The sequence below is a fragment of the Serratia sp. K1WW1 genome (assembly GCF_055790865.1).
Map to the genome: position 1 here is coordinate 1427359 of NZ_CM147697.1, position 20445 is coordinate 1447803.

A 20445-nucleotide genomic window follows, 5' to 3' on the forward strand; every position below is an offset into this window, starting at 1 on the left:
AGTATAAACTGGTTTTATATACAGTAAAGCGGTTGGCGCCATTTTTAGAATAATTTTTTTGACCAGCCCAGTTTGGTGCTCAACGTATTGAAATAGCTGTAGTCCTTGGGATGGATCAGGTTTAAGTGGAAGTCGCTGCGGCGGATCAGTACCTCTTCACCTTCCTGGATGGGCAGGGCGATCTGGCTGTCGCAGCTGATTTCCAGATCGCTGCCGATATGGGAAAACTTAAGGCGAATGGTGCTGTCACCGTTGATCACCAGCGGCCGGGCGGAAAGCGTGTGCGGGAACATTGGCACCAGCGCGATGGCTTCCAGCGACGGAGTCAGAATGGGCCCGCCTGCGGAAAGCGAGTAGGCGGTCGAACCGGTTGGCGTGGCGATGATCAGGCCATCGGAACGCTGCGAGAAAGCGAAGCGATCGTCAATATAAACCTCGAACTCGATCATGTGCGCCACCTTGCCAGGGTGAAGCACCACTTCGTTAATCGCGGTGCTGACGCGGCATTGCTGGTGCTCTTTATGGACGATGGTTTCCAGCAGGAAGCGCTTCTCGTCGATATATTCCCCTTCCAGCACGTCCGCCAACTGCTGGAGTGCGTTGTCCGGGTCGAGATCGGTCAGGAAGCCGAGATTGCCACGGTTTACCCCGATCACCTTGATGTCATAACGCGCCAATACGCGCGCTGCGCCCAGCATGTTACCGTCACCACCCACCACGACGGCAAGATCGGCCCGTTGACCAATCTCCGCCAGGCTGCCGGTGTCTACGTCTTTCATGCCCAAATCGTGGGCAATCTGGCGTTCAAGGATCACCTTGTAGCCACGGGCAACCAACCATTCAAACAGCATTTCATGAGTAGCCAATGCGGAAGGGTGACGCGGGTGCCCAACAATGCCAATACATGCAAATTTTTTCTTCATCGCTGCCATTTTCCTCACCAGGGACGGTTTATGCCCCACATTGTGACCGGTTGACTTGAAACCCCGGTTTTGATCCCCATAATAAGCCAAGTTGCGAGATTAATGCTAAAACGCGGAGATATTCATGAGTAGTAAAGAACAGAAGACGCCAAACGAGCAAGCCTCGGAAGAAATGGAACAGCAAGCACAGCACGAGGAAGCCATGGCGGCAGGCGCCGATCTGCGCGATGATCGCATTGCCGAGTTGGAAGCCCAACTGGCTGAAGCTCAGCAACGCGAGCGTGACAGTGTGCTGCGTGCCAAGGCCGAAATGGAAAACGTTCGTCGCCGTAGCGAGCTGGATGTCGAGAAGGCTCACAAATTCGCGCTGGAAAAATTCTCCGGTGATTTGCTGCCGGTGATCGACAACCTGGAGCGTGCGCTGGAGCTGGCGGACAAGAACAACCCTGAACTGGTCGCGATGATCGAAGGGATTGAGCTGACGCTGAAGTCACTGCTGGACGCGGTACGCAAGTACGGCATCGAAGTGGTAGGCGAGCTCAACGTGCCATTCAACCCGGACGTTCACCAGGCGATGAGCCTGATGGAATCAGCCGACCATCAGCCGAACCATGTGATGATGGTGATGCAGAAAGGCTACACGCTGAATGGCCGCCTGCTGCGCCCTGCGATGGTAGCGGTATCCAAAGCCAAGTCTTAATAAGACCTGCTGAGGATAAAGGCACCTTCGTGGTGCCTTTTTTGTGGCTGGATCATTCCTGCGGCAGGTGCGGCACCCAGTCAATCGGTGCCAGGCCTTGTTGTTCAAGTAACTGATTGGTTTGCGAAAAGTGGTGGCAACCCAGGAAACCGCGATGGGCAGAAAGCGGGGAGGGGTGCGGCGCTTTCAACACATGATGGCGCTGGCGATCGATAAAGCTCCCTTTCTTTTGTGCGTGTGAACCCCACAGCAGGAACACGACACCCTCGCGATTTTCGTTTAGCGCGGCAATAACCTTGTCGGTAAAGGTTTCCCAGCCCAGATTGGCGTGAGAATGCGCGCGGCCACCTTCAACGGTTAATACGGTATTGAGCAGCAGTACGCCTTGCTCGGCCCAGCTTTGCAGGCAGCCGTGTGTCGGGCGTTCAAAGCCGGGGATATCCGTCACCAGCTCTTTGTACATATTGACCAGTGAAGGCGGCGCAGGGATGCCTGGGCGCACGGAAAACGACAGGCCATGGGCCTGGTTCGGGCCGTGATAGGGATCTTGCCCCAGGATCACCACTTTGACGTCTGCCAACTCGGTAAAGCGGAAAGCGTTAAACACGTCTTTCTGCGGTGGATAAATGGTCTTACCAGCCTGGCGTTCATTAGCTACAAAGGCGAGTGTATCCAGAAAGTAGGGCTGCTCTTTCTCTTTGCCGATGACGTCGTGCCAGGTGAGGGAGGTAGACATAAGCACTCTCCTTTGTTTTTGTTAGCAATTCATGGTGCATAGCTTACCGTTAACCTCCGCTCGGCGAAACCCGCTTTTTCCATGGGTATGAAGAGCGACATATACAAATATTTTTGAAAATTTACAAAAATAATTTTAACGAGCAAAAAGGTAAAATTGATATAAAACATAAATTTGCCTCTGATGCTCATTCAGCCACCCCGTAAAAATTGATTTTAGTCAAAGAATTGACCCGGTTTGACTGGTATACAGAACAACAAGACAACATTGGTTTTACCAAATGGCCGGGAACCACAACCGAGTTTTCGGCGACGTAGAAATTTTTCTCCCTATTACGGAGGCAACAAAATGATTACTGGTATTCAAATCACTAAAGCGAACAATCAAGCACTGGTGAACTCTTTCTGGCTGCTGGATGAAGAGAAATCAGAAGCGCGCTGTGTCTGTGCCAAAGCGGATTACGCGGAAGATCAGATCGTGCCTGTTAGCGAACTGGGCCAGATCGAGTACCGCGAAGTACCGATGGAAATGCAACCTACCGTGCGCGTAGAAGGTGGTCAGCACCTGAACGTGAACGTGCTGCGCCGTGAAACGCTGGAAGATGCCGTTAAGAACCCAGAAAAATATCCGCAGCTGACCATTCGTGTTTCTGGTTACGCGGTGCGTTTCAACTCACTGACGCCAGAACAGCAACGTGACGTTATCGCACGTACCTTTACCGAAAGCCTGTAATTTTCGGCTAGGTAGACAAAAGGGAGCTTCGGCTCCCTTTTTTAATGCCTTCACGGCAGAAAATAGATTTTGATCACATTAGCTGCAAAAAATAATCATTCCCATTACAGAACTCGTAGGACTCGCCGATAGCTAAATCAGTTCCATTTGGGGCTGTCTATGGATAAGGAGTCTTTATGAGTTTGCCTTTGAGTTTCATCTCGACGATGACGCCCATCACCGCGGTATCTGCTGCGGCACTCCCGGCTCAAGACGCAATAAAACCAGTCCACACCGACGAGCCACAGGTGACAAAAGTTGCTGTGTCGCTCCCCTCTGAAAATAGTCGTAATGCACAAAACCTGTTGGATTCACTGACTCGCGATCTCTCTGCTGCGGTACCTTTGGCCGCAAGGCTGGAGATGTCTCGTGGGCAAGAGTCTCAGCAGGGCGATTACTCTTTGGCGCTATTGGCCAAGGATGTCTACAACCTTACGGGGCAGGGGGCAGAGGGTTTTTCGCGCATGAGTGATAACGATTTGCTGGGTGTTGGCATTGACCCCGCAAGTTTATTGCATACAGCCTCGGGGTTACAGGCGGGTATTTATTCGAATAAGCAGCACTATGTGCTGGCCTTCGCCGGTACTAATGACATGCGCGATTGGCTGAGTAATGTGCGTCAGGCTACGGGGTACGACGATGTGCAGTACAATCATGCTGTGGCAATTGCCAAGAATGCCAAAGCGGCGTTTGGTGACGGGTTAGTGATCACCGGTCATTCGTTGGGGGGAGGGTTGGCAGCAACGGCAGCGCTGGCAACGGGTTCTCTGGCGGTAACATTCAACGCCGCTGGGGTTTCCGATCATACTCTGAACCGTTTCGGTATTAATCCCGCGGCGGCAAAGCAAGATGCAGAATCTGGCGGGATCCGTCGTTACAGTGAACAATACGATATGTTGACGGGGACGCAGGAGTCGACTTCACTGCTTCCCGATGCGATCGGGCATAAAATAACCATTGCCAACAATGAGACTCTGAGCGGTACTGATGCTTGGCGGCCAAGCAAATATTTCGATCGCAGCATGACGGCACATGGCATCGATAAAGTAATCAGTTCAATGGCGGAACAGAAGCCATGGGAGATCAAGGCGAATGCCTAAAAGGTGGTGCAGAGGCTGCTGGATAGCGGCTCTCATTTTGCCCCTGTTAGGGATCGCTGGGTTATTGATGGTAGCCAAGGAGCACTATATGGAACAGCAAACTTCGCCATTTGCGGGTACCGATATCCTGTCTTTATCACAGGCGGTGGCTGAAGATGATGTTTGGCAAATTAGCCAGCAAGCAACGGCTGAACGGCAACATGTGCGGGGAGATTTGCAGATCACACTTTTGCAGTGGGCGATTCTGCAGCAGAGGCCAGGCAGTGTACAGGCGTTGATACAGGCGGGAGCAGATATTGGGCAGCCTGGTATGGATGGCAACGGGGCATTGCATACGGCGGCGATGGTTAAAGATGCGCAATATTTACGCTTGTTATTGCAACAGGCTCCCCAGGTTAATATGCGTAATCTGGTCACTGGTGCTACGCCATTAGCCGCTGCCGTGCTGGCGGGGCGGGAGGAGCAGGTGCGTATACTGCTGAATGCCGGGGCTGATAGTACCTTGAGTGACAGAGTAGGGGATACGCCCTTGCACCTGGCCGCAAAAATCAACGCACCAGAGTTGGCGCTGCTGCTGTTACAAACGGGGGCTGATGCCAAGGCACTAAATCAGCAAGGGAGAACGTTCCAGTATTACTTTGCCCAGACGCCAATGCATTTGCAGAATAGCGAGTTGCGTGAGCAGTATCGCCAATTGGAGATCTGGCTCAAAAGTCAGCAATTGGCTGGGCACTATACTCAGCCTTGAAAATAAAAAAACCGCCCTCAAACTGATGGCGGTTTTTCGATGGCAGAGAGATTATTCTGCGTCTGGTTTGGCTTTTGGCTTGCGACGCTTACCGACGTTTTTCGCGTCGCGATGGCGTACTTTCACCTTGGCCTTCTCTTTGTTCTTCAGCTTGTCTTCGATGCGCTTGGCCAGCACCTTCTTCGAAGGTTTACCGTTGCTCTTCTCGCTAGGCACCTTGGTGGATGGACGCAGTTCGTCAATCACGCGGGCTTTCAGTGGCTCATTAAGGTAACGCCCCACTTTGCCCAGCAGCAGATGGTCGTGCGCTTCTACCAGCGAAATGGCGGTGCCTTTACGCCCGGCACGGCCAGTACGGCCAATGCGGTGCAGATAGGTATCGGCAGTGCGCGGCATATCGAAGTTGAACACGTGGGTGATATCCAGGATATCCAGCCCGCGAGCAGCAACGTCGGTGGCGACCAGCACGTTGACGCGGCCATCCATCATGCGTTTTACCGCTTCGTTACGCTTGGCCTGCACCATTTCCCCTTCGAGATAGCAGGTGTTGATGCCCGCTTCACGCAGCCAGGCGGCCAGCTCATGCACGCGCTCACGCTTACGTACAAAGATCACTGACTTCTGCACGTCCGGCTGTTGCAACAGATGCACCAGCAGGGCGGTTTTATGCTTCACGTCATCGGCGCGGTAATACCATTGCAGGATCTTTTTACGTTCGCGGCGGGACGGATCGGCTTCAACCTCAACCGGATCTTTCAGGATACGCTCGGCAAACTCGCGGATAGCTTCGCCTTCCAACGTTGCGGAGAACAGCAACGTCTGGGTACGCCAGCGGGTTTCGGCCGAGATGGTCTCGATGTCTTGCGCAAAGCCCATATCGAGCATGCGGTCGGCTTCGTCCAGGATCAGCGTTTCTACCGCACGGCAGTCAAAGTTTTCTTCTTTGATGTATTGCAGCAGGCGGCCGGTGGTAGCAACCACCACGTCCTGGTTTTCGCTAAAGACTTCGGCGTGGTTCATATACGCCACGCCGCCGGTGATGGTGGCGATATCCAGCGAGGTATGCGCAGCCAATTCACGAGCCTGATCGGCCACCTGCATTGCCAGCTCACGCGTCGGGGTGAGGATCAGTACGCGCGGTGGGCCAGACTTCTTACGTGGGAAATCCAGCAGATGTTGCAGAACCGGCAGCAAGAATGCGGCGGTTTTGCCTGTGCCGGTCGGTGCCGAACCTAATACGTCGCGCCCGTCCATGGCTGGCGGGATCGCCTCGGCCTGGATAGCGGTGGGGCGATCGTAGCCTTTATCACGCAAAGCGAGGATCAGGCGCTCATCGAGTTCGAGTTCGGAAAAATTGGTTGCTGTCATTATCTACCTCTACTTGGGGCGCCGATTATAGACGGGATGGCCGCAGGGTTCACCCTTTTTAACTTTTACCCTAGATCAGTTTGCCTTATGCTACGCCAGTTTTGTCTGCTGGTGGCCATTGTGAGTAATCAAATTAAAACTAAATCGACCCCGCGCCGCGGCGGTTTTACCTTTAAACAGTTCTTTGTTGCCCACGATCGTTGTGCGATGAAGGTGGGTACTGATGCGGTTATGCTCGGCGCCTGGGCTGCCGTGGATAACGTGCAGCGGGTGCTGGATATTGGCTGCGGCAGTGGGCTGATCGCCCTGATGTTGGCGCAGCGCACGGCTGCCGAGGCCACCATCGATGCGGTTGAGCTGGATAACGCCGCCGCCTTGCAGGCGCGTGATAACGTGTTGGAGTCACCTTGGCCGCAGAAGATCCAGGTGCACAGCCAGGATATCCATCATTTTGCCCAGCAGCATGCCCATTGTTACGATCTGATCGTCAGCAATCCACCGTATTTTGAGCCTTCCGTCGCCTGTCGCGATCTGGCCCGCACCAATGCCCGCTATACGGAAACTCTGACTCACGACGCTTTGCTAGATAGTGCCGAACGATTGATAACGGCGGAGGGCCATTTCTGCGTGGTGCTGCCTTACGAGATCGGTGAAGCTTTTGAAGTGAATGCCCACCAACGTGGCTGGTACACCGCACGGCGGCTGAACATCAGCGACCGGGCCGATACGCCAAAGCACCGTTTGATGTTGGCATTAGCGCGCAAACCGGTGGCGAAAGAAGAGGCGGAGTTGGCAATAAAACTGGCGGATGGCAGCTACACCACCGATTTCCGCCAGTTGATTACCGATTTCTATCTGAACTACTGAAGCCTCAGGGTTGCAGAATGGTGGGTTTTGGCTCCGGCAACATGTCCGGGTAATCCAGCGTGTAATGCAGCCCACGGCTTTCCTTGCGCTCCATCGCGCTGCGCACAATCAGTTCCGCCACCTGCACCAGATTACGTAGTTCCAGCAGATTGTTGGAGATGCGGAAGTTGGCGTAATATTCGTCGATCTCCTGCTGCAGGGTATTGATGCGGCGTAGTGCCCGCTCCAGGCGTTTGGTGGTGCGCACGATCCCGACGTAGTCCCACATAAACAGCCGCAGTTCGTGCCAGTTATGCTGGATCACCACGCGTTCATCCGAATCATCCACCCGGCTTTCATCCCACTGCGGCAACTGTTTGGCCAGCTTGATGGCAGGCAGGCGCGTCAGAATATCTTCGGCGGCGGACCAGCCATAAACCAGGCATTCCAGCAGCGAGTTGGATGCCATGCGGTTGGCTCCGTGCAGGCCGGTGTAGCTCACTTCGCCAATCGCATACAGGCCGTCCAGATCGGTGCGGCCATGCTGATCGACCATCACGCCACCGCAGGTGTAATGCGCAGCTGGGACGATCGGGATCGGCTGTTGCGTCAGGTCAAAGCCCAGCGTCATCAGCTTTTCGTGGATCATCGGGAAGTGCTGGGTGATAAATTCCGCCGGTTTGTGGCTGATATCCAGATACATGCAGTCGGCACCCAGGCGCTTCATCTCATGGTCAATCGCACGAGCGACGATATCACGTGGAGCCAGCTCACCACGCGGATCAAAGTCTGGCATAAAGCGGCTGCCGTCCGGGCGTTTCAGGTGGGCACCTTCGCCGCGCAGCGCTTCGGTCAGCAGGAAGTTACGTGCCTGCGGGTGGAACAGGCAGGTTGGGTGAAACTGGTTGAATTCCAGATTGGCGACACGACAGCCAGCGCGCCAGGCCATGGCGATACCGTCGCCCGAAGAGATATCCGGGTTGGTGGTATATTGATAAACCTTGGCCGCTCCGCCGGTGGCTAACACCACCGTTTTGGCACGGTAGGTTTCCACCTGCTCCCGCTCACGGTTCCAGACGTAAGCGCCCACTACGCGCTTGGTGCCCGGCAAGCCGATCTTGTTGGAGGTGATCAGGTCGACCGCATTGCGGCGTTCCATCACGCAAATATTGGGGTGAGCACTTGCTTTCGCTACCAGGGTAGTCTCTACTTCTTTGCCGGTGGCGTCGGCGGCGTGCAGGATGCGCCGATGGCTGTGTCCGCCTTCCCGCGTCAGGTGATAGCGTTCTTCACCTTGGGAGTTGGTTTCGGTGTCGAACAGCACGCCCTGATCGATCAGCCACTGTACGCAGTGGCGCGCATTGCTGGCAATAAACTCGACGGCGTCTTTGTCACACAGGCCGGCTCCGGCGATCAGCGTGTCATCAACGTGCGAGGCGATGCTGTCCGTTTCATCAAACACCGCGGCGATCCCGCCTTGGGCATAAAAGGTGGCGCCTTCATTGAGCGGACCTTTGCTGAGTACAGTAACCTTGCAATGTTGCGCCAGGCGCAACGCCAGGGAGAGGCCAGCAGCACCGCTACCGACGATCAATACATCGCTAACATGTTCAGATGATGGTTGCATAACGTATGATGTGTGCAGAAGAAGAGTGAAATTCATGTTAGCCTACTTGTCCGGGCAAAAGCCACGGACAAGGTGACATCAACAAAAAAACAATGGCGGTATGGAACTTAGCGTTCCGTATGAACTCCAAGCGAGTGCTTGCTCAGGAAAATAATGTATGGCTGGCGGTACAATTTCACGCGTGGAGATAGATTTGGGGAGAATTTACCTCGGATGAGCGAGCAGTTAACGGATCAGGTTCTGGTTGAGCGGGTCCAGAAGGGCGATCAGAAATCGTTTAACTTACTGGTAATTCGTTACCAGCATAAAGTGGCGAGTCTCGTTTCGCGCTACGTACCACAGGGCGACGTGCCCGATGTGGTGCAGGAGTCGTTTATTAAAGCTTATCGCGCACTGGAGTCGTTCCGTGGTGATAGCGCCTTTTACACCTGGTTGTATCGAATTGCTGTCAATACAGCAAAAAATTATCTGGTTGCTCAGGGCCGGCGCCCACCATCAAGCGATGTGGATGCCAATGATGCCGAAAATTACGAAAGTGCGGGTGCACTGAAAGAAATTTCGAACCCTGAGAACTTAATGTTGTCAGAAGAACTGAGACAGATAGTTTTCCGTACCATTGAGTCACTCCCAGAGGATCTTCGCATGGCGATTACCCTGCGGGAGTTGGATGGTCTAAGCTACGAAGAGATAGCCGCCATCATGGATTGCCCGGTCGGAACCGTACGTTCACGTATTTTCCGTGCTCGGGAGGCTATCGATAATAAAGTTCAACCGCTGATCCAACGTTAGCGATAGCGGACACTGGAAGGGTACTTAGGCATGCAGAAAGAAAAGCTTTCCGCTCTGATGGATGGTGAAATGCTCGACAATGAGCTGCTGAGTTCATTGAGTAAAGATCGGGCGCTTCAACAAAGCTGGCAGAGCTATCACCTAATCCGTGACACGTTACGGGGTGATGTCGGGCAAGTCATGCATTTCGATATCGCAGACCGTGTTGCTGCCGCATTGGAAAAAGAGCCCGCTCGTCTGCTTCCTTCGGCAATCCCCGAATCTCAACCGCAACCTCACACCTGGGGTAAACTGCCGTTCTGGCACAAGGTTCGTCCTTGGGCTAGCCAGCTCACTCAAGTCGGCGTTGCCGCTTGTGTCTCTCTGGCAGTGATCGTGGGTGTGCAACAGTACAATCAGCCAACGGCCCAATCAGGCGCGGCTGAAGCACCAGCGTTCAATACGTTGCCAATCATGGGGCAAGCTTCCCCGGTCAGCCTGGGCGTCCCGGCAGACAGTTTCTCAACCGGCAGCGGCCAACAGCAGCAGGTGCAGGAACAGCGTAAGCGTATCAATGCCATGCTGCAGGATTATGAGTTGCAACGCCGTTTGCACTCCGATCAGCTGCAACTTGAACAAAGCAGGCCACAGCAGGCCGCAGTTCAGGTTCCTGGAACTCAGTCTTTAGGAATGCAACAGCAGTAATGAAGCAAATCTGGTTCTCCGTTTGTCTTTTAACGGGCAGCCTGCTCAATTCAACTATCGCCTCGGCGCAGGAACCTGCGTCCGGGGCGTTATTGCAACAAATGAGCAGTGCCAGCCGTTCACTCAACTATGAACTCGCCTATATCAGCATCAGCAAGCAGGGGATAGAGTCGCTACGCTATCGCCATGCGGTGATCGATAAGCAGCCCCTTGGGCAGTTGCTGCATATGGACGGCCCTCGTCGGGAAGTGCTGCAACGTGGCGGTGGGATCAGCTATTTTGAGCCTGGTCTGGAACCGTTCACGCTGTCTGGCGATCACATCGTCGACGCCTTGCCCGCCATCGTGTTTGCCGATTTCGACTATCTGGCGAAATACTACGACTTCATCTCCGTTGGCCGCACCCGCATTTCCGATCGGCCTTGTGACGTTTACCGCGTCGTGGCTCGTGACGGCTCCCGTTACAGCTATGTGGTCTGGATGGATATGGAGACCAAGCTGCCGCTACGGGTCGATTTGCTCGATCGTGATGGCGAAACGCTGGAACAGTATCGGGTCATCTCGGTCGTAGTGGGCGATCAGGTGAAAAACGTCATGCAACCTTTGCTCAAGGCCAATCTGCCACCGCTGTTGACCTTACCTGCGGCTGAAGACGTTAAGCTTGCCTGGAATGCCGGTTGGTTGCCCGCGGGCGTTAACGAGGTGGCGCGTAATCGCCGCAAGTTACCGAATGTGGCGGTGCCGGTTGAATCGCGGCTTTATAGCGATGGTTTGTTTAGCTTCTCGGTTAACGTCAGCCCTTCGGGCAGCAATGCCAGCCAACAGTTTTATCGTCAGGGCCGCCGCACCATCCAAACCGAAATTCGTAATGGCAATGAAATTACCGTGGTTGGGGAATTGCCTCCTTCAACGGCGAAACGCATTGCCGACAGCATTACTTTCAAGGTAGCACCGCAATGATGAAAGAGTGGGCCACGGTGATCTCGTGGCAACAGGGCGTGGCACAGCTGCGTTGTGAGCCTAAAGCCGGCTGTGGCAGCTGTACCGCGCGCTCTGGCTGCGGTGCTCGTGCATTCGACGAACTGGTGCCTGAAAGTGAACATCACCTGCAGGTGGCAATCGCCCAGCCTCTGGAACCCGGCCAGCGCGTTGAAGTCGGTATCGCCGAAGGCAGCCTGTTACGCTCGGCGATGCTGGTCTATCTGACCCCGTTATTAGGCATGATGCTAGGCGGTGGCCTGCTGCAATGGTGGTTGGGCAGTGACGCTGCGGCGGCACTCGGTGGGATTTTAGGGGGCGGTCTCGCTTTCCTGATCGCACGCGCATTGGCAAAACGCCTCGGCGAACAGGCCAATTATCAACCCGTGGTGCTGCAAATCGGTTTGCCGCCCGGTGCCTTGCGGTTGAACACTGAAACCGAATCCCCGATTTAATACGGCGGCCGCGTCATCGCCGGGTTGTTATAGGCGGGGATGCGGTTGTTGATCATATGCTCCATCAGCGCAATAAACAGATCGGCGCTGAACAGCGAGTCATAACCCAGCGAAAACAGCTCATTACCTTGTAGATCCAGCAAACGAAGGGTGCCTCGTTGCATATTGCTTTCCAGCCGGTGGATCTTTTCGATCTGAACCTGCGACTGGGCGATACTCAGCGTCGTAGCGCTAAGCCGTAATGTTTGAGTCGGCTTCTCTTGCCACGAACCAAGCCAGCCCCTACCGCTAATGAGATAGCCGAAGGTCAATATTTCCCCCTGATAAAGCGAATTTAATGCCAGCGGCCCGCGCTGCTGGATCTGTTGCTGGATCAGGGTTTCAATCAGCTGTCGGGAGTGAGAGATATTGCTCTTGATGCTGTACCAGAACCCCGCTTCTGAGGTGCGAAACGCCATATTGTCGTTCAGCCCGCCAAGCAGCCTGCTACCGCGAGAATGGTAGATATCGGCAATCTTTTCAAACGCAATAAACCGTTCTTTATGGCTGTGGTGATCCAGCACGCGCACGCCGTGCTCATACAGGCGATAGGTCAGCATTGGCCGCAGATAATGGCGCAATGCCAGCAACATAGTGCCTAACAGAATGGTTGCCGCGCCGGCTTGCAGTAAGGCCAGAACGTGAGGATCTTCCATGTTGCTCAATAACGGCATTAATAACAGCGCCGCACCGAGTGTGAACAGCAGCGTTACCGCTGCCAAAATGCCCCAGTTGACCTTGGAAAAATCGTGCCGGCTCAGCATTTGCCCTTTATCGATCATGATAAACCTTCCAATCAATGTTCAGAGGAGATGCTGGTGAACTCTGGTGGGCTTGCCGATGTCGTAGTGCCCTGAAGTCTGTTTTTATCCAAAGTTCTTGCCACTTGTAACCGAGGGGCAAAGGAGCGTATATCAGGTTTATCCTAAAGCGCTTGCGTTGTGGTTTAACTGTAAGTTATTGATAAAGATATTATTTATTAAACAATTAAGATTGGGTTTATTGCGTAATCGCGTAATATGTATTACCACCGGGTAAATAGTGTCTGGTCAAGAAGATTGGCGCAATTAACCCACAATGTTTATCAGGCCTTCGCCGCGTTAATATCTGCTTTCATCAACTGCGGCGCGTTGTAACACTAAACTACGTATAATCGAATAGCTTCCCGACACCGATTGCTAGGTTTTCAGTGTTGTGGCATGTAGAATGCTGCGATTCAGGCGAAAAATAGCCGACCCATTCACCGTCGCTTTATGTCCATGCGGGTTCCATAGGCGAGTAATTCAGAAATACCAAGGCAGAAAAACTAATTAAATGAAACACATAAGAAATTTTTCTATCATTGCCCATATTGACCACGGTAAGTCGACGCTGTCTGACCGTATTATCCAAATCTGCGGCGGCCTGACCGAACGTGAAATGGCTGCACAGGTGCTGGATTCTATGGATCTGGAACGTGAGCGTGGTATTACCATCAAAGCGCAGAGCGTAACGCTCGACTATAAAGCCAATGATGGGCAGGTTTACCACCTCAACTTTATCGACACCCCTGGGCACGTTGACTTCTCCTATGAGGTTTCCCGCTCACTGGCCGCCTGTGAAGGCGCATTGCTGGTGGTGGATGCCGGGCAGGGCGTAGAAGCCCAGACCTTGGCCAACTGCTATACCGCACTGGACATGGATCTTGAAGTGGTACCGGTGTTGAACAAGATTGACCTGCCAGCCGCCGATCCGGATCGCGCCGCACAGGAAATCGAAGATATCGTGGGCATTGATGCGACTGACGCGGTGCGCTGCTCGGCAAAAACCGGCGTTGGCGTGCCTGAAGTGCTGGAGCGTCTGGTGCGTGATATCCCGCCACCGGAAGGTGATGCGGATGCCCCGCTGCAGGCGTTGATCATCGACTCCTGGTTTGATAACTACCTTGGCGTTGTCTCCCTGATCCGCGTGAAAAACGGCACCCTGCGCAAGGGCGATAAAGTTAAGGTCATGAGCACCGGCCAAACTTATAACGCCGACCGCCTGGGGATCTTCACCCCGAAACGTGTCGATCGCGACGTGCTGAACTGTGGCGAAGTGGGCTGGTTGGTCTGCGCCATTAAAGATATCCTCGGCGCGCCAGTGGGCGATACCTTGACGTTGGCTCGCCAACCGGCAGACAAAATGCTGCCAGGCTTCAAAAAAGTGAAGCCACAGGTGTATGCCGGTCTGTTCCCGATCAGTTCCGACGATTATGAAGCCTTCCGCGATGCGCTGGGCAAGCTGAGCCTGAACGATGCCTCCCTGTTCTATGAACCAGAAAGCTCTACCGCGTTGGGCTTTGGTTTCCGCTGTGGCTTCCTTGGTCTGCTGCACATGGAGATCATTCAGGAACGTCTGGAGCGTGAATACGATCTGGAACTGATCACTACGGCACCTACGGTAGTATATGAAGTCGAAACCACCGGCAATGAAACCATCTACGTCGACAGCCCTTCCAAGCTGCCGCCGTTGAATAACATCGCTGAACTGCGTGAGCCGATTGCAGAATGTCACATGCTGATGCCGCAGGAATATCTGGGCAACGTGATCACGCTGTGTATTGAGAAGCGTGGCGTACAGACCAACATGGTTTACCACGGTAACCAGGTGGCGCTGACCTACGAAATCCCAATGGCCGAAGTGGTGCTAGACTTCTTTGACCGTTTGAAATCTACCTCGCGCGGTTACGCGTCACTGGATTATAATTTTAAACGTTTCCAGGCCTCGGACATGGTGCGCGTTGACGTGTTGATCAACAACGAACGCGTAGATGCGTTGGCGCTGATCACTCACCGTGATAACGCGCAGTATCGTGGCCGTGATCTGGTCGAGAAAATGAAAGAGCTGATCCCACGCCAGCAATTTGATATTGCGATCCAGGCGGCGATCGGTACGCATATCATCGCTCGTTCTACGGTGAAACAGCTGCGTAAAAACGTGTTGGCCAAGTGCTACGGCGGCGACGTCAGCCGTAAGAAGAAGCTGCTGCAGAAGCAGAAAGACGGTAAAAAACGCATGAAGCAGGTGGGTAACGTTGAGTTGCCGCAGGAAGCGTTCCTGGCCATTCTGCACGTGGGTAAAGACGGTAAGTAAGAGCGAAAGCTCGCGTAACTAGGGAGTTTGCATGGCGAATATGTTTGCCTTGATCCTGGCGATTGCCACTTTGGTGACCGGGATCATCTGGTGCTTTGAGCGCTTTAAATGGGCGCCAGCACGCCGGGCGAAAATCGCGGCGGTCAATGCACAGGCGGCCGGAACGGTCGACGAAGCGGCCTTGGCGAAAGTGGCAAGGCAGCCGGGCTGGGTTGAAACCGGGGCTTCGGTGTTCCCGGTATTGCTGTTGGTGTTTGTAGTGCGTTCGTTTATTTACGAACCGTTCCAGATCCCTTCAGGCTCAATGATGCCGACGTTGTTGATTGGTGATTTCATTCTGGTGGAAAAATTTGCCTACGGCGTAAAGGATCCGATCACCCAGACCACGCTAATTGAAACCGGTCATCCCAAGCGCGGTGATATTGCGGTATTTAAATATCCACGCGACACCAAACTGGATTATATCAAACGCGTGATTGGCGTACCTGGCGATCGCGTGACCTATGATCCGGTGAATAAGCGCGTGACGGTGCAAGAGTCCTGCAATAGTGGCCAGCCGTGCGATACCGCATTGGCGGTCACCTACAGCGATATGCAACCGAGCGATTTTGTGCAGATGTTTACCCGCAGCGGCATGGGCGAAGCCAGCAACGGTTTCTTCCAGATCCCACTGACGGATAACGTGCCACAGGGCGGTATTCGCCTTGGTGAGCGCAAGGAAACGTTGGGCAACGTGACTCACCGTATTCTGACCGTGCCCGGCGCACAAGATCAGGTCGGTGCTTACTATCAGCAGCCAGGCCAGCAGTTGGGCGAGTGGGTAGTACCCGCCGGCCATTACTTCATGATGGGCGATAACCGCGATAATAGCGCCGACAGCCGTTATTGGGGATTCGTGCCTGAGAAGAATCTGGTAGGTAAAGCCACCGCGATCTGGATGAGTTTTGAAAAGCAGGAAGGTGAATGGCCAACGGGCGTCAGATTGAGCCGTATTGGTGGTATTCACTAATAGCGTTTTGCCAACTGCAGCCAATTAGGCTGCAGTTTGACAGGCAATGGGTCTATATAATCGCAGCAATATATTTCCACTCGTTGTAGAATAGCCCCTCGAGCGATAAAAGTTGGCCCCTTTTGGGCGCCACTGCAAACGAAACAGCTTTGGATTGGCTTTTGGCAAAGCAGGCCTGTTCCGTATGCTGCAAGTTTTTGACGCATTCTTGATCTATTGGTAACTCATGAACCCCATCGTAATAAACAGGCTGCAGCGGAAGCTGGGCTACACTTTTCAACAGCAGGAGCTCTTACTGCAAGCGTTAACTCACCGTAGCGCCAGCAGTAAACACAATGAACGTCTCGAGTTTCTGGGTGATTCGATCCTTAGTTTTGTCATCGCCAATGCGCTCTACCAGCGTTTTCCTCGCGTAGACGAAGGAGACATGAGCCGCATGCGTGCCACGCTGGTGCGGGGCAATACGTTGGCGGAGATGGCGCGTGAATTCGACCTGGGTGAGTGTTTGCGCCTTGGGCCGGGCGAGCTGAAAAGTGGTGGATTCCGCCGCGAGTCGATCCTGGCGGATACGGTGGAGGCACTGATTGGCGGTGTGTTCCTGGATAGCGATATTCAAAACGTCGAGCGCCTGATTTTGGACTGGTATCGTAGCCGGTTGGACGAAATCAGCCCCGGTGATAAGCAGAAAGACCCGAAAACCCGTTTGCAGGAGTTTTTACAGGGTCGTCATCTGCCATTGCCAACATATCTGGTGGTGCAGGTTCGCGGTGAGGCGCACGATCAGGAGTTTACTATCCACTGTCAGGTGAGTGGTTTGAGCGAGCCCGTCGTGGGCACTGGTTCAAGCCGCCGTAAAGCCGAGCAGGCGGCAGCGGAACAAGCGCTGAAAAAGCTGGAGCTTGAATGAGCGAAGAAAAACAATACTGCGGTTTTATTGCGATCGTTGGTCGTCCCAACGTGGGCAAATCCACGTTGCTGAACCAACTGCTGGGGCAAAAAGTCTCCATCACCTCGCGTAAACCACAGACGACCCGTCACCGCATTATGGGTATCGATACCGATGGCGCTTATCAGGCCATTTACGTCGACACCCCGGGTCTGCATATCGAAGAAAAGCGTGCCATCAACCGTTTGATGAACCGCGCGGCCAGCAGCTCAATCGGCGACGTCGAGCTGGTGATCTTCGTCGTAGAAGGCACCAACTGGACTGCCGATGATGAAATGGTGGTCAACAAGCTGCGCAGCCTGAAATGCCCGGTTCTGCTGGCGATCAACAAGGTCGACAACGTCACCGACAAATCCAAGCTGTTGCCGCACATTGCGTTCCTCAGCCAGCAGATGAACTTCCTGGATGTGGTGCCGATCTCTGCCGAAAAAGGCATGAACGTGGACACCATTGCGGCTATCGCACGTAAAGTGTTGCCGGAAGCGGAACACCACTTCCCGGACGATTACATCACTGACCGTTCCCAGCGCTTTATGGCGTCGGAAATCATCCGTGAAAAGCTGATGCGTTTCCTGGGTGAGGAACTGCCTTACTCGGTGACGGTCGAAATCGAACAGTTTGTACCGAATGAGCGCGGTGGTTACGACGTGCACGGTCTGATCCTGGTTGAGCGTGAAGGCCAGAAGAAGATGGTTATCGGCAACAAAGGTTCGAAGATCAAAACCATCGGTATCGAAGCCCGTCAGGACATGGAACAGATGTTTGAAGCCAAAGTGCATCTGGAGCTGTGGGTGAAAGTGAAATCGGGCTGGGCGGACGACGAACGTGCGCTGCGTAGCCTGGGCTATACCGACGACCTGAAGTAATTCCTCCTATGGATGGCTGGGAGCGCGCTTTCGTCCTGCATGGGCGGCCCTTTAGTGAAACCAGCCTGATGCTGGATCTGTTCACGGAAGGTCATGGGCGGGTGCGCTTGCTGGCGAAAGGCGCACGCAGTCGCCGTTCCAATCTAAAGGGTTGCTTGCAACCCTTTACTCCTCTGTTAGTACGTTGGGGCGGTCGTGGCGAAGTCAAAACGCTGCGCGGTGCCGAAGCGGTCTCCCTTGGTTTACCCCTCAGCGGTATGATGCTTTACAGCGGCCTTTACGTGAATGAACTGTTGTCACGGGTGCTGGAGCAGGAAGGCAACTATTCGGTGTTGTTCTTCGATTATCTGCAATGCTTACAGGCCCTGGCGGCGGAAGACAGCTCCCCGGAGCATGCCCTGCGGCAGTTCGAGTTGGCATTGTTAGGGCACCTGGGTTACGGGCTGGATTTCCTCCATTGTGCTGGCAGCGGCGAGCCGGTGGATGACGGCATGACCTATCGCTATCGCGAAGAAAAAGGCTTTATCGCCAGCCTGGTGGTGGATCATTACAGTTTTACCGGCCGTGAACTCCGCGCCCTGGATGAACGCCAGTTCCCCGATGCAGAAACCCTGCGTGCAGCCAAGCGCTTTACCCGCATGGCGCTAAAACCCTATCTCGGCGGTAAGCCGCTGAAGAGCCGTGAACTGTTTCGCCAGTTCGTGCGCAAACAACCTGATACCCCCGTCGACGAAGCCTAAGCGGTTTCTGCTTTTGCCGTTTTGCCCACCCGTGTAAACTGCTGCTACTGAAAATGACTTAGTAGAGGGTTGTCATGGCTGATTTACTGCTGGGCGTCAATATCGATCATATTGCCACGTTACGTAACGCGCGTGGCACCAATTACCCGGACCCGGTGCAGGCGGCATTTATTGCCGAGCAGGCGGGGGCCGATGGCATCACCGTTCACCTGCGTGAAGATCGCCGTCATATTACCGACCGCGACGTGCGAATCCTGCGCCAAACCATCCAGACCCGTATGAACCTGGAAATGGCCGTCACCGATGAAATGCTGGATATCGCCATTGAGCTGAAACCACATTTTTGCTGTCTGGTGCCGGAAAAGCGTCAGGAAGTGACCACCGAAGGTGGACTGGACGTGGCCGGGCAGCAGGACAAAATGGCCGTGGCGGTTGAACGCCTGGCGCAGGCTGGCATTTTGGTTTCGTTGTTTATCGATGCCGATCACCGTCAGATCGACGCGGCAGTGGCCGTAGGCGCACCTTATATCGAGATCCATACCGGTGCCTATGCCGAAGCGCAGGGCGATCTGGCCATGCAAGCCGAGCTCAAGCGCATTGCCAAAGCGGCCACCTACGCGGCCAGCAAAGGCCTGAAGGTGAATGCGGGCCACGGTTTGACCTATCATAACGTGCAGCCGATCGCCGCGCTGCCAGAGATGCATGAGCTGAATATCGGCCATGCCATTATTGGCCAGGCGGTGATGAGCGGTTTACCGGCCGCGGTGGCGGACATGAAGCTGCTGATGCGGGAAGCGCGTCGCTAATGGCGGTACTGGGCTTGGGAACCGACATCGTGGAGATGGCGCGTATCGAAGCGGTGGTGGAACGCAGCGGCGATCGCCTGGCTCGCCGGGTGTTAAGCCCGGCCGAATGGGAGGTGTATCAGCAGCATCAGCAGCCGGTACGCTTCCTGGCGAAACGTTTTGCGGTCAAAGAGGCCGCCGCCAAGGCGTTCGGCACCGGCATCCGCAACGGCCTGGCGTTCAATCAGTTTGAAGTGTTCAATGATGCCCTGGGTAAACCCAATATCCGGCTGCATGAACGTGCTGCCGAGCTGGCGCAGGAGATGGGGGTCAAGTCGATCCACGTTTCTTTGGCGGATGAACGCCGCTATGCCTGTGCTACGGTGATCATCGAGGGGTAATTGCCCTGAGTGGTTGCCAGGTGCCGGAGTCAATCTAGTCCCCTCATCCCAACCTTCTCCCACAGGGAGAAGGAGCTGGTTAGGTGCTGCCGTCTGTTACAGAAGTCATTCTGTGGCTCATTCGTTGGAAGAGTAAATGTAATGGTCTAATCATCCCGGACACTTTGTTAGAGATATAATAAGCAGCACTTTCGGGAAATGGGCGCAAGAAGAAAGGATGGTGGGGTATTGCGCAGAAAAATCAGCGAACTCGGTCGGTCGCCTCCCTTTGGAAACTGTCCGGAGCGTTTGGTTGGCCATGCACCTTAGGGAAGTAGGTACAGAAGGAATGATGGTGGGGTATTGCGCAGAAAAATCAGCGAACTCGATCGGTCGCCTCCCTTTGGAAACTGTCCGGAGCGTTTGGTTGGCCATGCACCTTAGGGAAGTAGGTACAGAAGGAAGGATGGTGGGGTATTGCGCAGAAAAATCAGCGAACTCGATCGGTCCCCTCTCCCTGTGGGAGAGGGTTAGGGTGAGGGGCGATTGACTCACAAACTATCGGCATGGTGCAGCACGACAAACTTGTCCCACAGCTGTTCCTGGTTCTCTACGTGCTGCGGATCGGTAATGATGGTGTTATCGATCGGACACACCTGCTGGCAGGTTGGGGTCTCGTAATGTCCCACGCATTCGGTGCAGCGGTTGGCATCGATCTGATAAATCTCATCCCCCATCGAAATCGCCTGGTTCGGGCATTCCGGCTCGCACATATCGCAATTGATACATTTTTTGGTGATTAATAGAGCCATATCAACTGATTGCCTTTTTTATCAAATAAA

Annotated in this window: 22 protein-coding genes; 16 read left to right on the forward strand and 6 right to left on the reverse strand. The window is 54.2% G+C overall.

Annotation, left to right across the window (positions count from 1 at the left end; all coding sequences use genetic code 11):
• Positions 1-44: 44 nt before the first annotated feature.
• On the reverse strand, positions 45-923 hold the full coding sequence (gene nadK, locus ACX9GU_RS06540; protein WP_024485805.1) for an NAD(+) kinase: 879 nt from the start codon (positions 921-923) through the stop codon (positions 45-47).
• A 124-nt stretch (positions 924-1047) separates the two neighbouring features.
• On the opposite strand from nadK, the gene grpE reads away from it, so the two are divergent.
• Positions 1048-1623: a nucleotide exchange factor GrpE gene (gene grpE, locus ACX9GU_RS06545; protein WP_021178915.1), complete on the forward strand. Its 576-nt coding sequence runs from the start codon at positions 1048-1050 to the stop codon at positions 1621-1623.
• Positions 1624-1675: 52 nt separating this feature from the next.
• Here the strand turns inward: grpE and ung are convergent, their stop codons facing one another.
• Positions 1676-2359 carry a uracil-DNA glycosylase gene (ung, locus tag ACX9GU_RS06550; protein ID WP_021178914.1) on the reverse strand — a complete coding sequence of 228 codons (684 nt, stop codon included), beginning with the start codon at positions 2357-2359 and terminating at the stop codon, positions 1676-1678.
• A gap of 348 nt (positions 2360-2707) precedes the next feature.
• On the opposite strand from ung, the gene grcA reads away from it, so the two are divergent.
• The 3 genes from grcA (at position 2708) to ACX9GU_RS06565 (ending at position 4978) form a co-directional block, all read left to right on the forward strand.
• Positions 2708-3091 (forward strand): autonomous glycyl radical cofactor GrcA, encoded by a 384-nt coding sequence (gene grcA, locus ACX9GU_RS06555; RefSeq protein ID WP_021178913.1) that lies wholly within the window; start codon positions 2708-2710, stop codon positions 3089-3091.
• A 176-nt stretch (positions 3092-3267) separates the two neighbouring features.
• Positions 3268-4230, forward strand: coding sequence for a Tle-like phospholipase domain-containing protein (locus tag ACX9GU_RS06560; RefSeq protein WP_473194230.1), 963 nt, complete (start codon positions 3268-3270; stop codon positions 4228-4230).
• Positions 4223-4978, forward strand: coding sequence for an ankyrin repeat domain-containing protein (locus tag ACX9GU_RS06565; RefSeq protein WP_473194231.1), 756 nt, complete (start codon positions 4223-4225; stop codon positions 4976-4978). Before ACX9GU_RS06560 ends, ACX9GU_RS06565 begins: the two co-directional genes overlap by 8 nt.
• Before the next feature lie 51 nt (positions 4979-5029).
• Here the strand turns inward: ACX9GU_RS06565 and srmB are convergent, their stop codons facing one another.
• Positions 5030-6346, reverse strand: a complete 1317-nt coding sequence (gene srmB / locus ACX9GU_RS06570; protein ID WP_021178910.1) for an ATP-dependent RNA helicase SrmB — start codon at positions 6344-6346, stop codon at positions 5030-5032.
• Positions 6347-6433: 87 nt separating this feature from the next.
• Between srmB and trmN the strand changes: the two genes are divergently transcribed.
• Positions 6434-7213: a tRNA(1)(Val) (adenine(37)-N(6))-methyltransferase TrmN gene (gene trmN / locus ACX9GU_RS06575; RefSeq protein WP_473194232.1), complete on the forward strand. Its 780-nt coding sequence runs from the start codon at positions 6434-6436 to the stop codon at positions 7211-7213.
• Between the two features lie 4 nt (positions 7214-7217).
• On the opposite strand, the gene nadB is transcribed toward trmN, so the two are convergent.
• On the reverse strand, positions 7218-8819 hold the full coding sequence (gene nadB / locus ACX9GU_RS06580) for an L-aspartate oxidase (protein WP_021807681.1): 1602 nt from the start codon (positions 8817-8819) through the stop codon (positions 7218-7220).
• A gap of 213 nt (positions 8820-9032) precedes the next feature.
• Between nadB and rpoE the strand changes: the two genes are divergently transcribed.
• The 4 genes from rpoE to rseC are packed head-to-tail and all read left to right on the forward strand — an operon-like array spanning position 9033 to position 11724.
• Positions 9033-9608 (forward strand): RNA polymerase sigma factor RpoE, encoded by a 576-nt coding sequence (gene rpoE / locus ACX9GU_RS06585; protein WP_012146382.1) that lies wholly within the window; start codon positions 9033-9035, stop codon positions 9606-9608.
• Positions 9609-9638: 30 nt separating this feature from the next.
• Positions 9639-10292, forward strand: coding sequence for an anti-sigma-E factor RseA (rseA, locus tag ACX9GU_RS06590; protein ID WP_473194233.1), 654 nt, complete (start codon positions 9639-9641; stop codon positions 10290-10292).
• Positions 10292-11251: a sigma-E factor regulatory protein RseB gene (gene rseB / locus ACX9GU_RS06595; RefSeq protein WP_473194234.1), complete on the forward strand. Its 960-nt coding sequence runs from the start codon at positions 10292-10294 to the stop codon at positions 11249-11251. The genes rseA and rseB overlap by 1 nt, the downstream gene beginning before the upstream one ends.
• Positions 11248-11724, forward strand: coding sequence for a SoxR-reducing system protein RseC (gene rseC / locus ACX9GU_RS06600; RefSeq protein WP_021807684.1), 477 nt, complete (start codon positions 11248-11250; stop codon positions 11722-11724). Before rseB ends, rseC begins: the two co-directional genes overlap by 4 nt.
• On the opposite strand, the gene ACX9GU_RS06605 is transcribed toward rseC, so the two are convergent.
• Complete coding sequence (locus ACX9GU_RS06605; RefSeq protein WP_473194235.1) at positions 11721-12545, reverse strand: hypothetical protein; 825 nt, start codon at positions 12543-12545, stop codon at positions 11721-11723. The two genes, rseC and ACX9GU_RS06605, sit on opposite strands and share 4 nt — an antisense overlap.
• Positions 12546-13077: 532 nt before the next feature.
• Here ACX9GU_RS06605 and lepA point away from each other — a divergent pair.
• From lepA to acpS, 7 genes are all read left to right on the forward strand, one after another.
• Entirely contained in the window at positions 13078-14877 is a 1800-nt protein-coding gene (gene lepA / locus ACX9GU_RS06610; protein WP_473194236.1) for a translation elongation factor 4, read from the forward strand.
• A gap of 31 nt (positions 14878-14908) precedes the next feature.
• Complete coding sequence (gene lepB, locus ACX9GU_RS06615) at positions 14909-15886, forward strand: signal peptidase I (protein ID WP_473194237.1); 978 nt, start codon at positions 14909-14911, stop codon at positions 15884-15886.
• Between the two features lie 226 nt (positions 15887-16112).
• Positions 16113-16793: a ribonuclease III gene (gene rnc, locus ACX9GU_RS06620; protein WP_021178901.1), complete on the forward strand. Its 681-nt coding sequence runs from the start codon at positions 16113-16115 to the stop codon at positions 16791-16793.
• Entirely contained in the window at positions 16790-17698 is a 909-nt protein-coding gene (era, locus tag ACX9GU_RS06625) for a GTPase Era (protein ID WP_021178900.1), read from the forward strand. The genes rnc and era overlap by 4 nt, the downstream gene beginning before the upstream one ends.
• A gap of 8 nt (positions 17699-17706) precedes the next feature.
• A complete protein-coding gene (recO, locus tag ACX9GU_RS06630) occupies positions 17707-18438 on the forward strand; it encodes a DNA repair protein RecO (protein WP_021178899.1) in 732 nt (243 codons plus the stop codon).
• 74 nt (positions 18439-18512) lie between these two features.
• Positions 18513-19244, forward strand: a complete 732-nt coding sequence (gene pdxJ / locus ACX9GU_RS06635) for a pyridoxine 5'-phosphate synthase (RefSeq protein WP_473194238.1) — start codon at positions 18513-18515, stop codon at positions 19242-19244.
• Positions 19244-19624, forward strand: a complete 381-nt coding sequence (acpS, locus tag ACX9GU_RS06640; RefSeq protein WP_059201551.1) for a holo-ACP synthase — start codon at positions 19244-19246, stop codon at positions 19622-19624. The genes pdxJ and acpS overlap by 1 nt, the downstream gene beginning before the upstream one ends.
• 530 nt (positions 19625-20154) lie before the next feature.
• On the opposite strand, the gene ACX9GU_RS06645 is transcribed toward acpS, so the two are convergent.
• Entirely contained in the window at positions 20155-20415 is a 261-nt protein-coding gene (locus ACX9GU_RS06645; protein ID WP_071683942.1) for a YfhL family 4Fe-4S dicluster ferredoxin, read from the reverse strand.
• Positions 20416-20445 lie beyond the last annotated feature (30 nt).

Coding starts and splice junctions, on each gene's coding strand:
- nadK (WP_024485805.1), bottom strand. CDS start 923: ATGAAGAAAAAATTTGCATGTATTGGCATTGTTGGGCACCCGCGTCAC.
- grpE (WP_021178915.1), top strand. CDS start 1,048: ATGAGTAGTAAAGAACAGAAGACGCCAAACGAGCAAGCCTCGGAAGAA.
- ung (WP_021178914.1), bottom strand. CDS start 2,359: ATGTCTACCTCCCTCACCTGGCACGACGTCATCGGCAAAGAGAAAGAG.
- grcA (WP_021178913.1), top strand. CDS start 2,708: ATGATTACTGGTATTCAAATCACTAAAGCGAACAATCAAGCACTGGTG.
- ACX9GU_RS06560 (WP_473194230.1), top strand. CDS start 3,268: ATGAGTTTGCCTTTGAGTTTCATCTCGACGATGACGCCCATCACCGCG.
- ACX9GU_RS06565 (WP_473194231.1), top strand. CDS start 4,223: ATGCCTAAAAGGTGGTGCAGAGGCTGCTGGATAGCGGCTCTCATTTTG.
- srmB (WP_021178910.1), bottom strand. CDS start 6,346: ATGACAGCAACCAATTTTTCCGAACTCGAACTCGATGAGCGCCTGATC.
- trmN (WP_473194232.1), top strand. CDS start 6,434: ATGCTACGCCAGTTTTGTCTGCTGGTGGCCATTGTGAGTAATCAAATT.
- nadB (WP_021807681.1), bottom strand. CDS start 8,819: ATGCAACCATCATCTGAACATGTTAGCGATGTATTGATCGTCGGTAGC.
- rpoE (WP_012146382.1), top strand. CDS start 9,033: ATGAGCGAGCAGTTAACGGATCAGGTTCTGGTTGAGCGGGTCCAGAAG.
- rseA (WP_473194233.1), top strand. CDS start 9,639: ATGCAGAAAGAAAAGCTTTCCGCTCTGATGGATGGTGAAATGCTCGAC.
- rseB (WP_473194234.1), top strand. CDS start 10,292: ATGAAGCAAATCTGGTTCTCCGTTTGTCTTTTAACGGGCAGCCTGCTC.
- rseC (WP_021807684.1), top strand. CDS start 11,248: ATGATGAAAGAGTGGGCCACGGTGATCTCGTGGCAACAGGGCGTGGCA.
- ACX9GU_RS06605 (WP_473194235.1), bottom strand. CDS start 12,545: ATGATCGATAAAGGGCAAATGCTGAGCCGGCACGATTTTTCCAAGGTC.
- lepA (WP_473194236.1), top strand. CDS start 13,078: ATGAAACACATAAGAAATTTTTCTATCATTGCCCATATTGACCACGGT.
- lepB (WP_473194237.1), top strand. CDS start 14,909: ATGGCGAATATGTTTGCCTTGATCCTGGCGATTGCCACTTTGGTGACC.
- rnc (WP_021178901.1), top strand. CDS start 16,113: ATGAACCCCATCGTAATAAACAGGCTGCAGCGGAAGCTGGGCTACACT.
- era (WP_021178900.1), top strand. CDS start 16,790: ATGAGCGAAGAAAAACAATACTGCGGTTTTATTGCGATCGTTGGTCGT.
- recO (WP_021178899.1), top strand. CDS start 17,707: ATGGATGGCTGGGAGCGCGCTTTCGTCCTGCATGGGCGGCCCTTTAGT.
- pdxJ (WP_473194238.1), top strand. CDS start 18,513: ATGGCTGATTTACTGCTGGGCGTCAATATCGATCATATTGCCACGTTA.
- acpS (WP_059201551.1), top strand. CDS start 19,244: ATGGCGGTACTGGGCTTGGGAACCGACATCGTGGAGATGGCGCGTATC.
- ACX9GU_RS06645 (WP_071683942.1), bottom strand. CDS start 20,415: ATGGCTCTATTAATCACCAAAAAATGTATCAATTGCGATATGTGCGAG.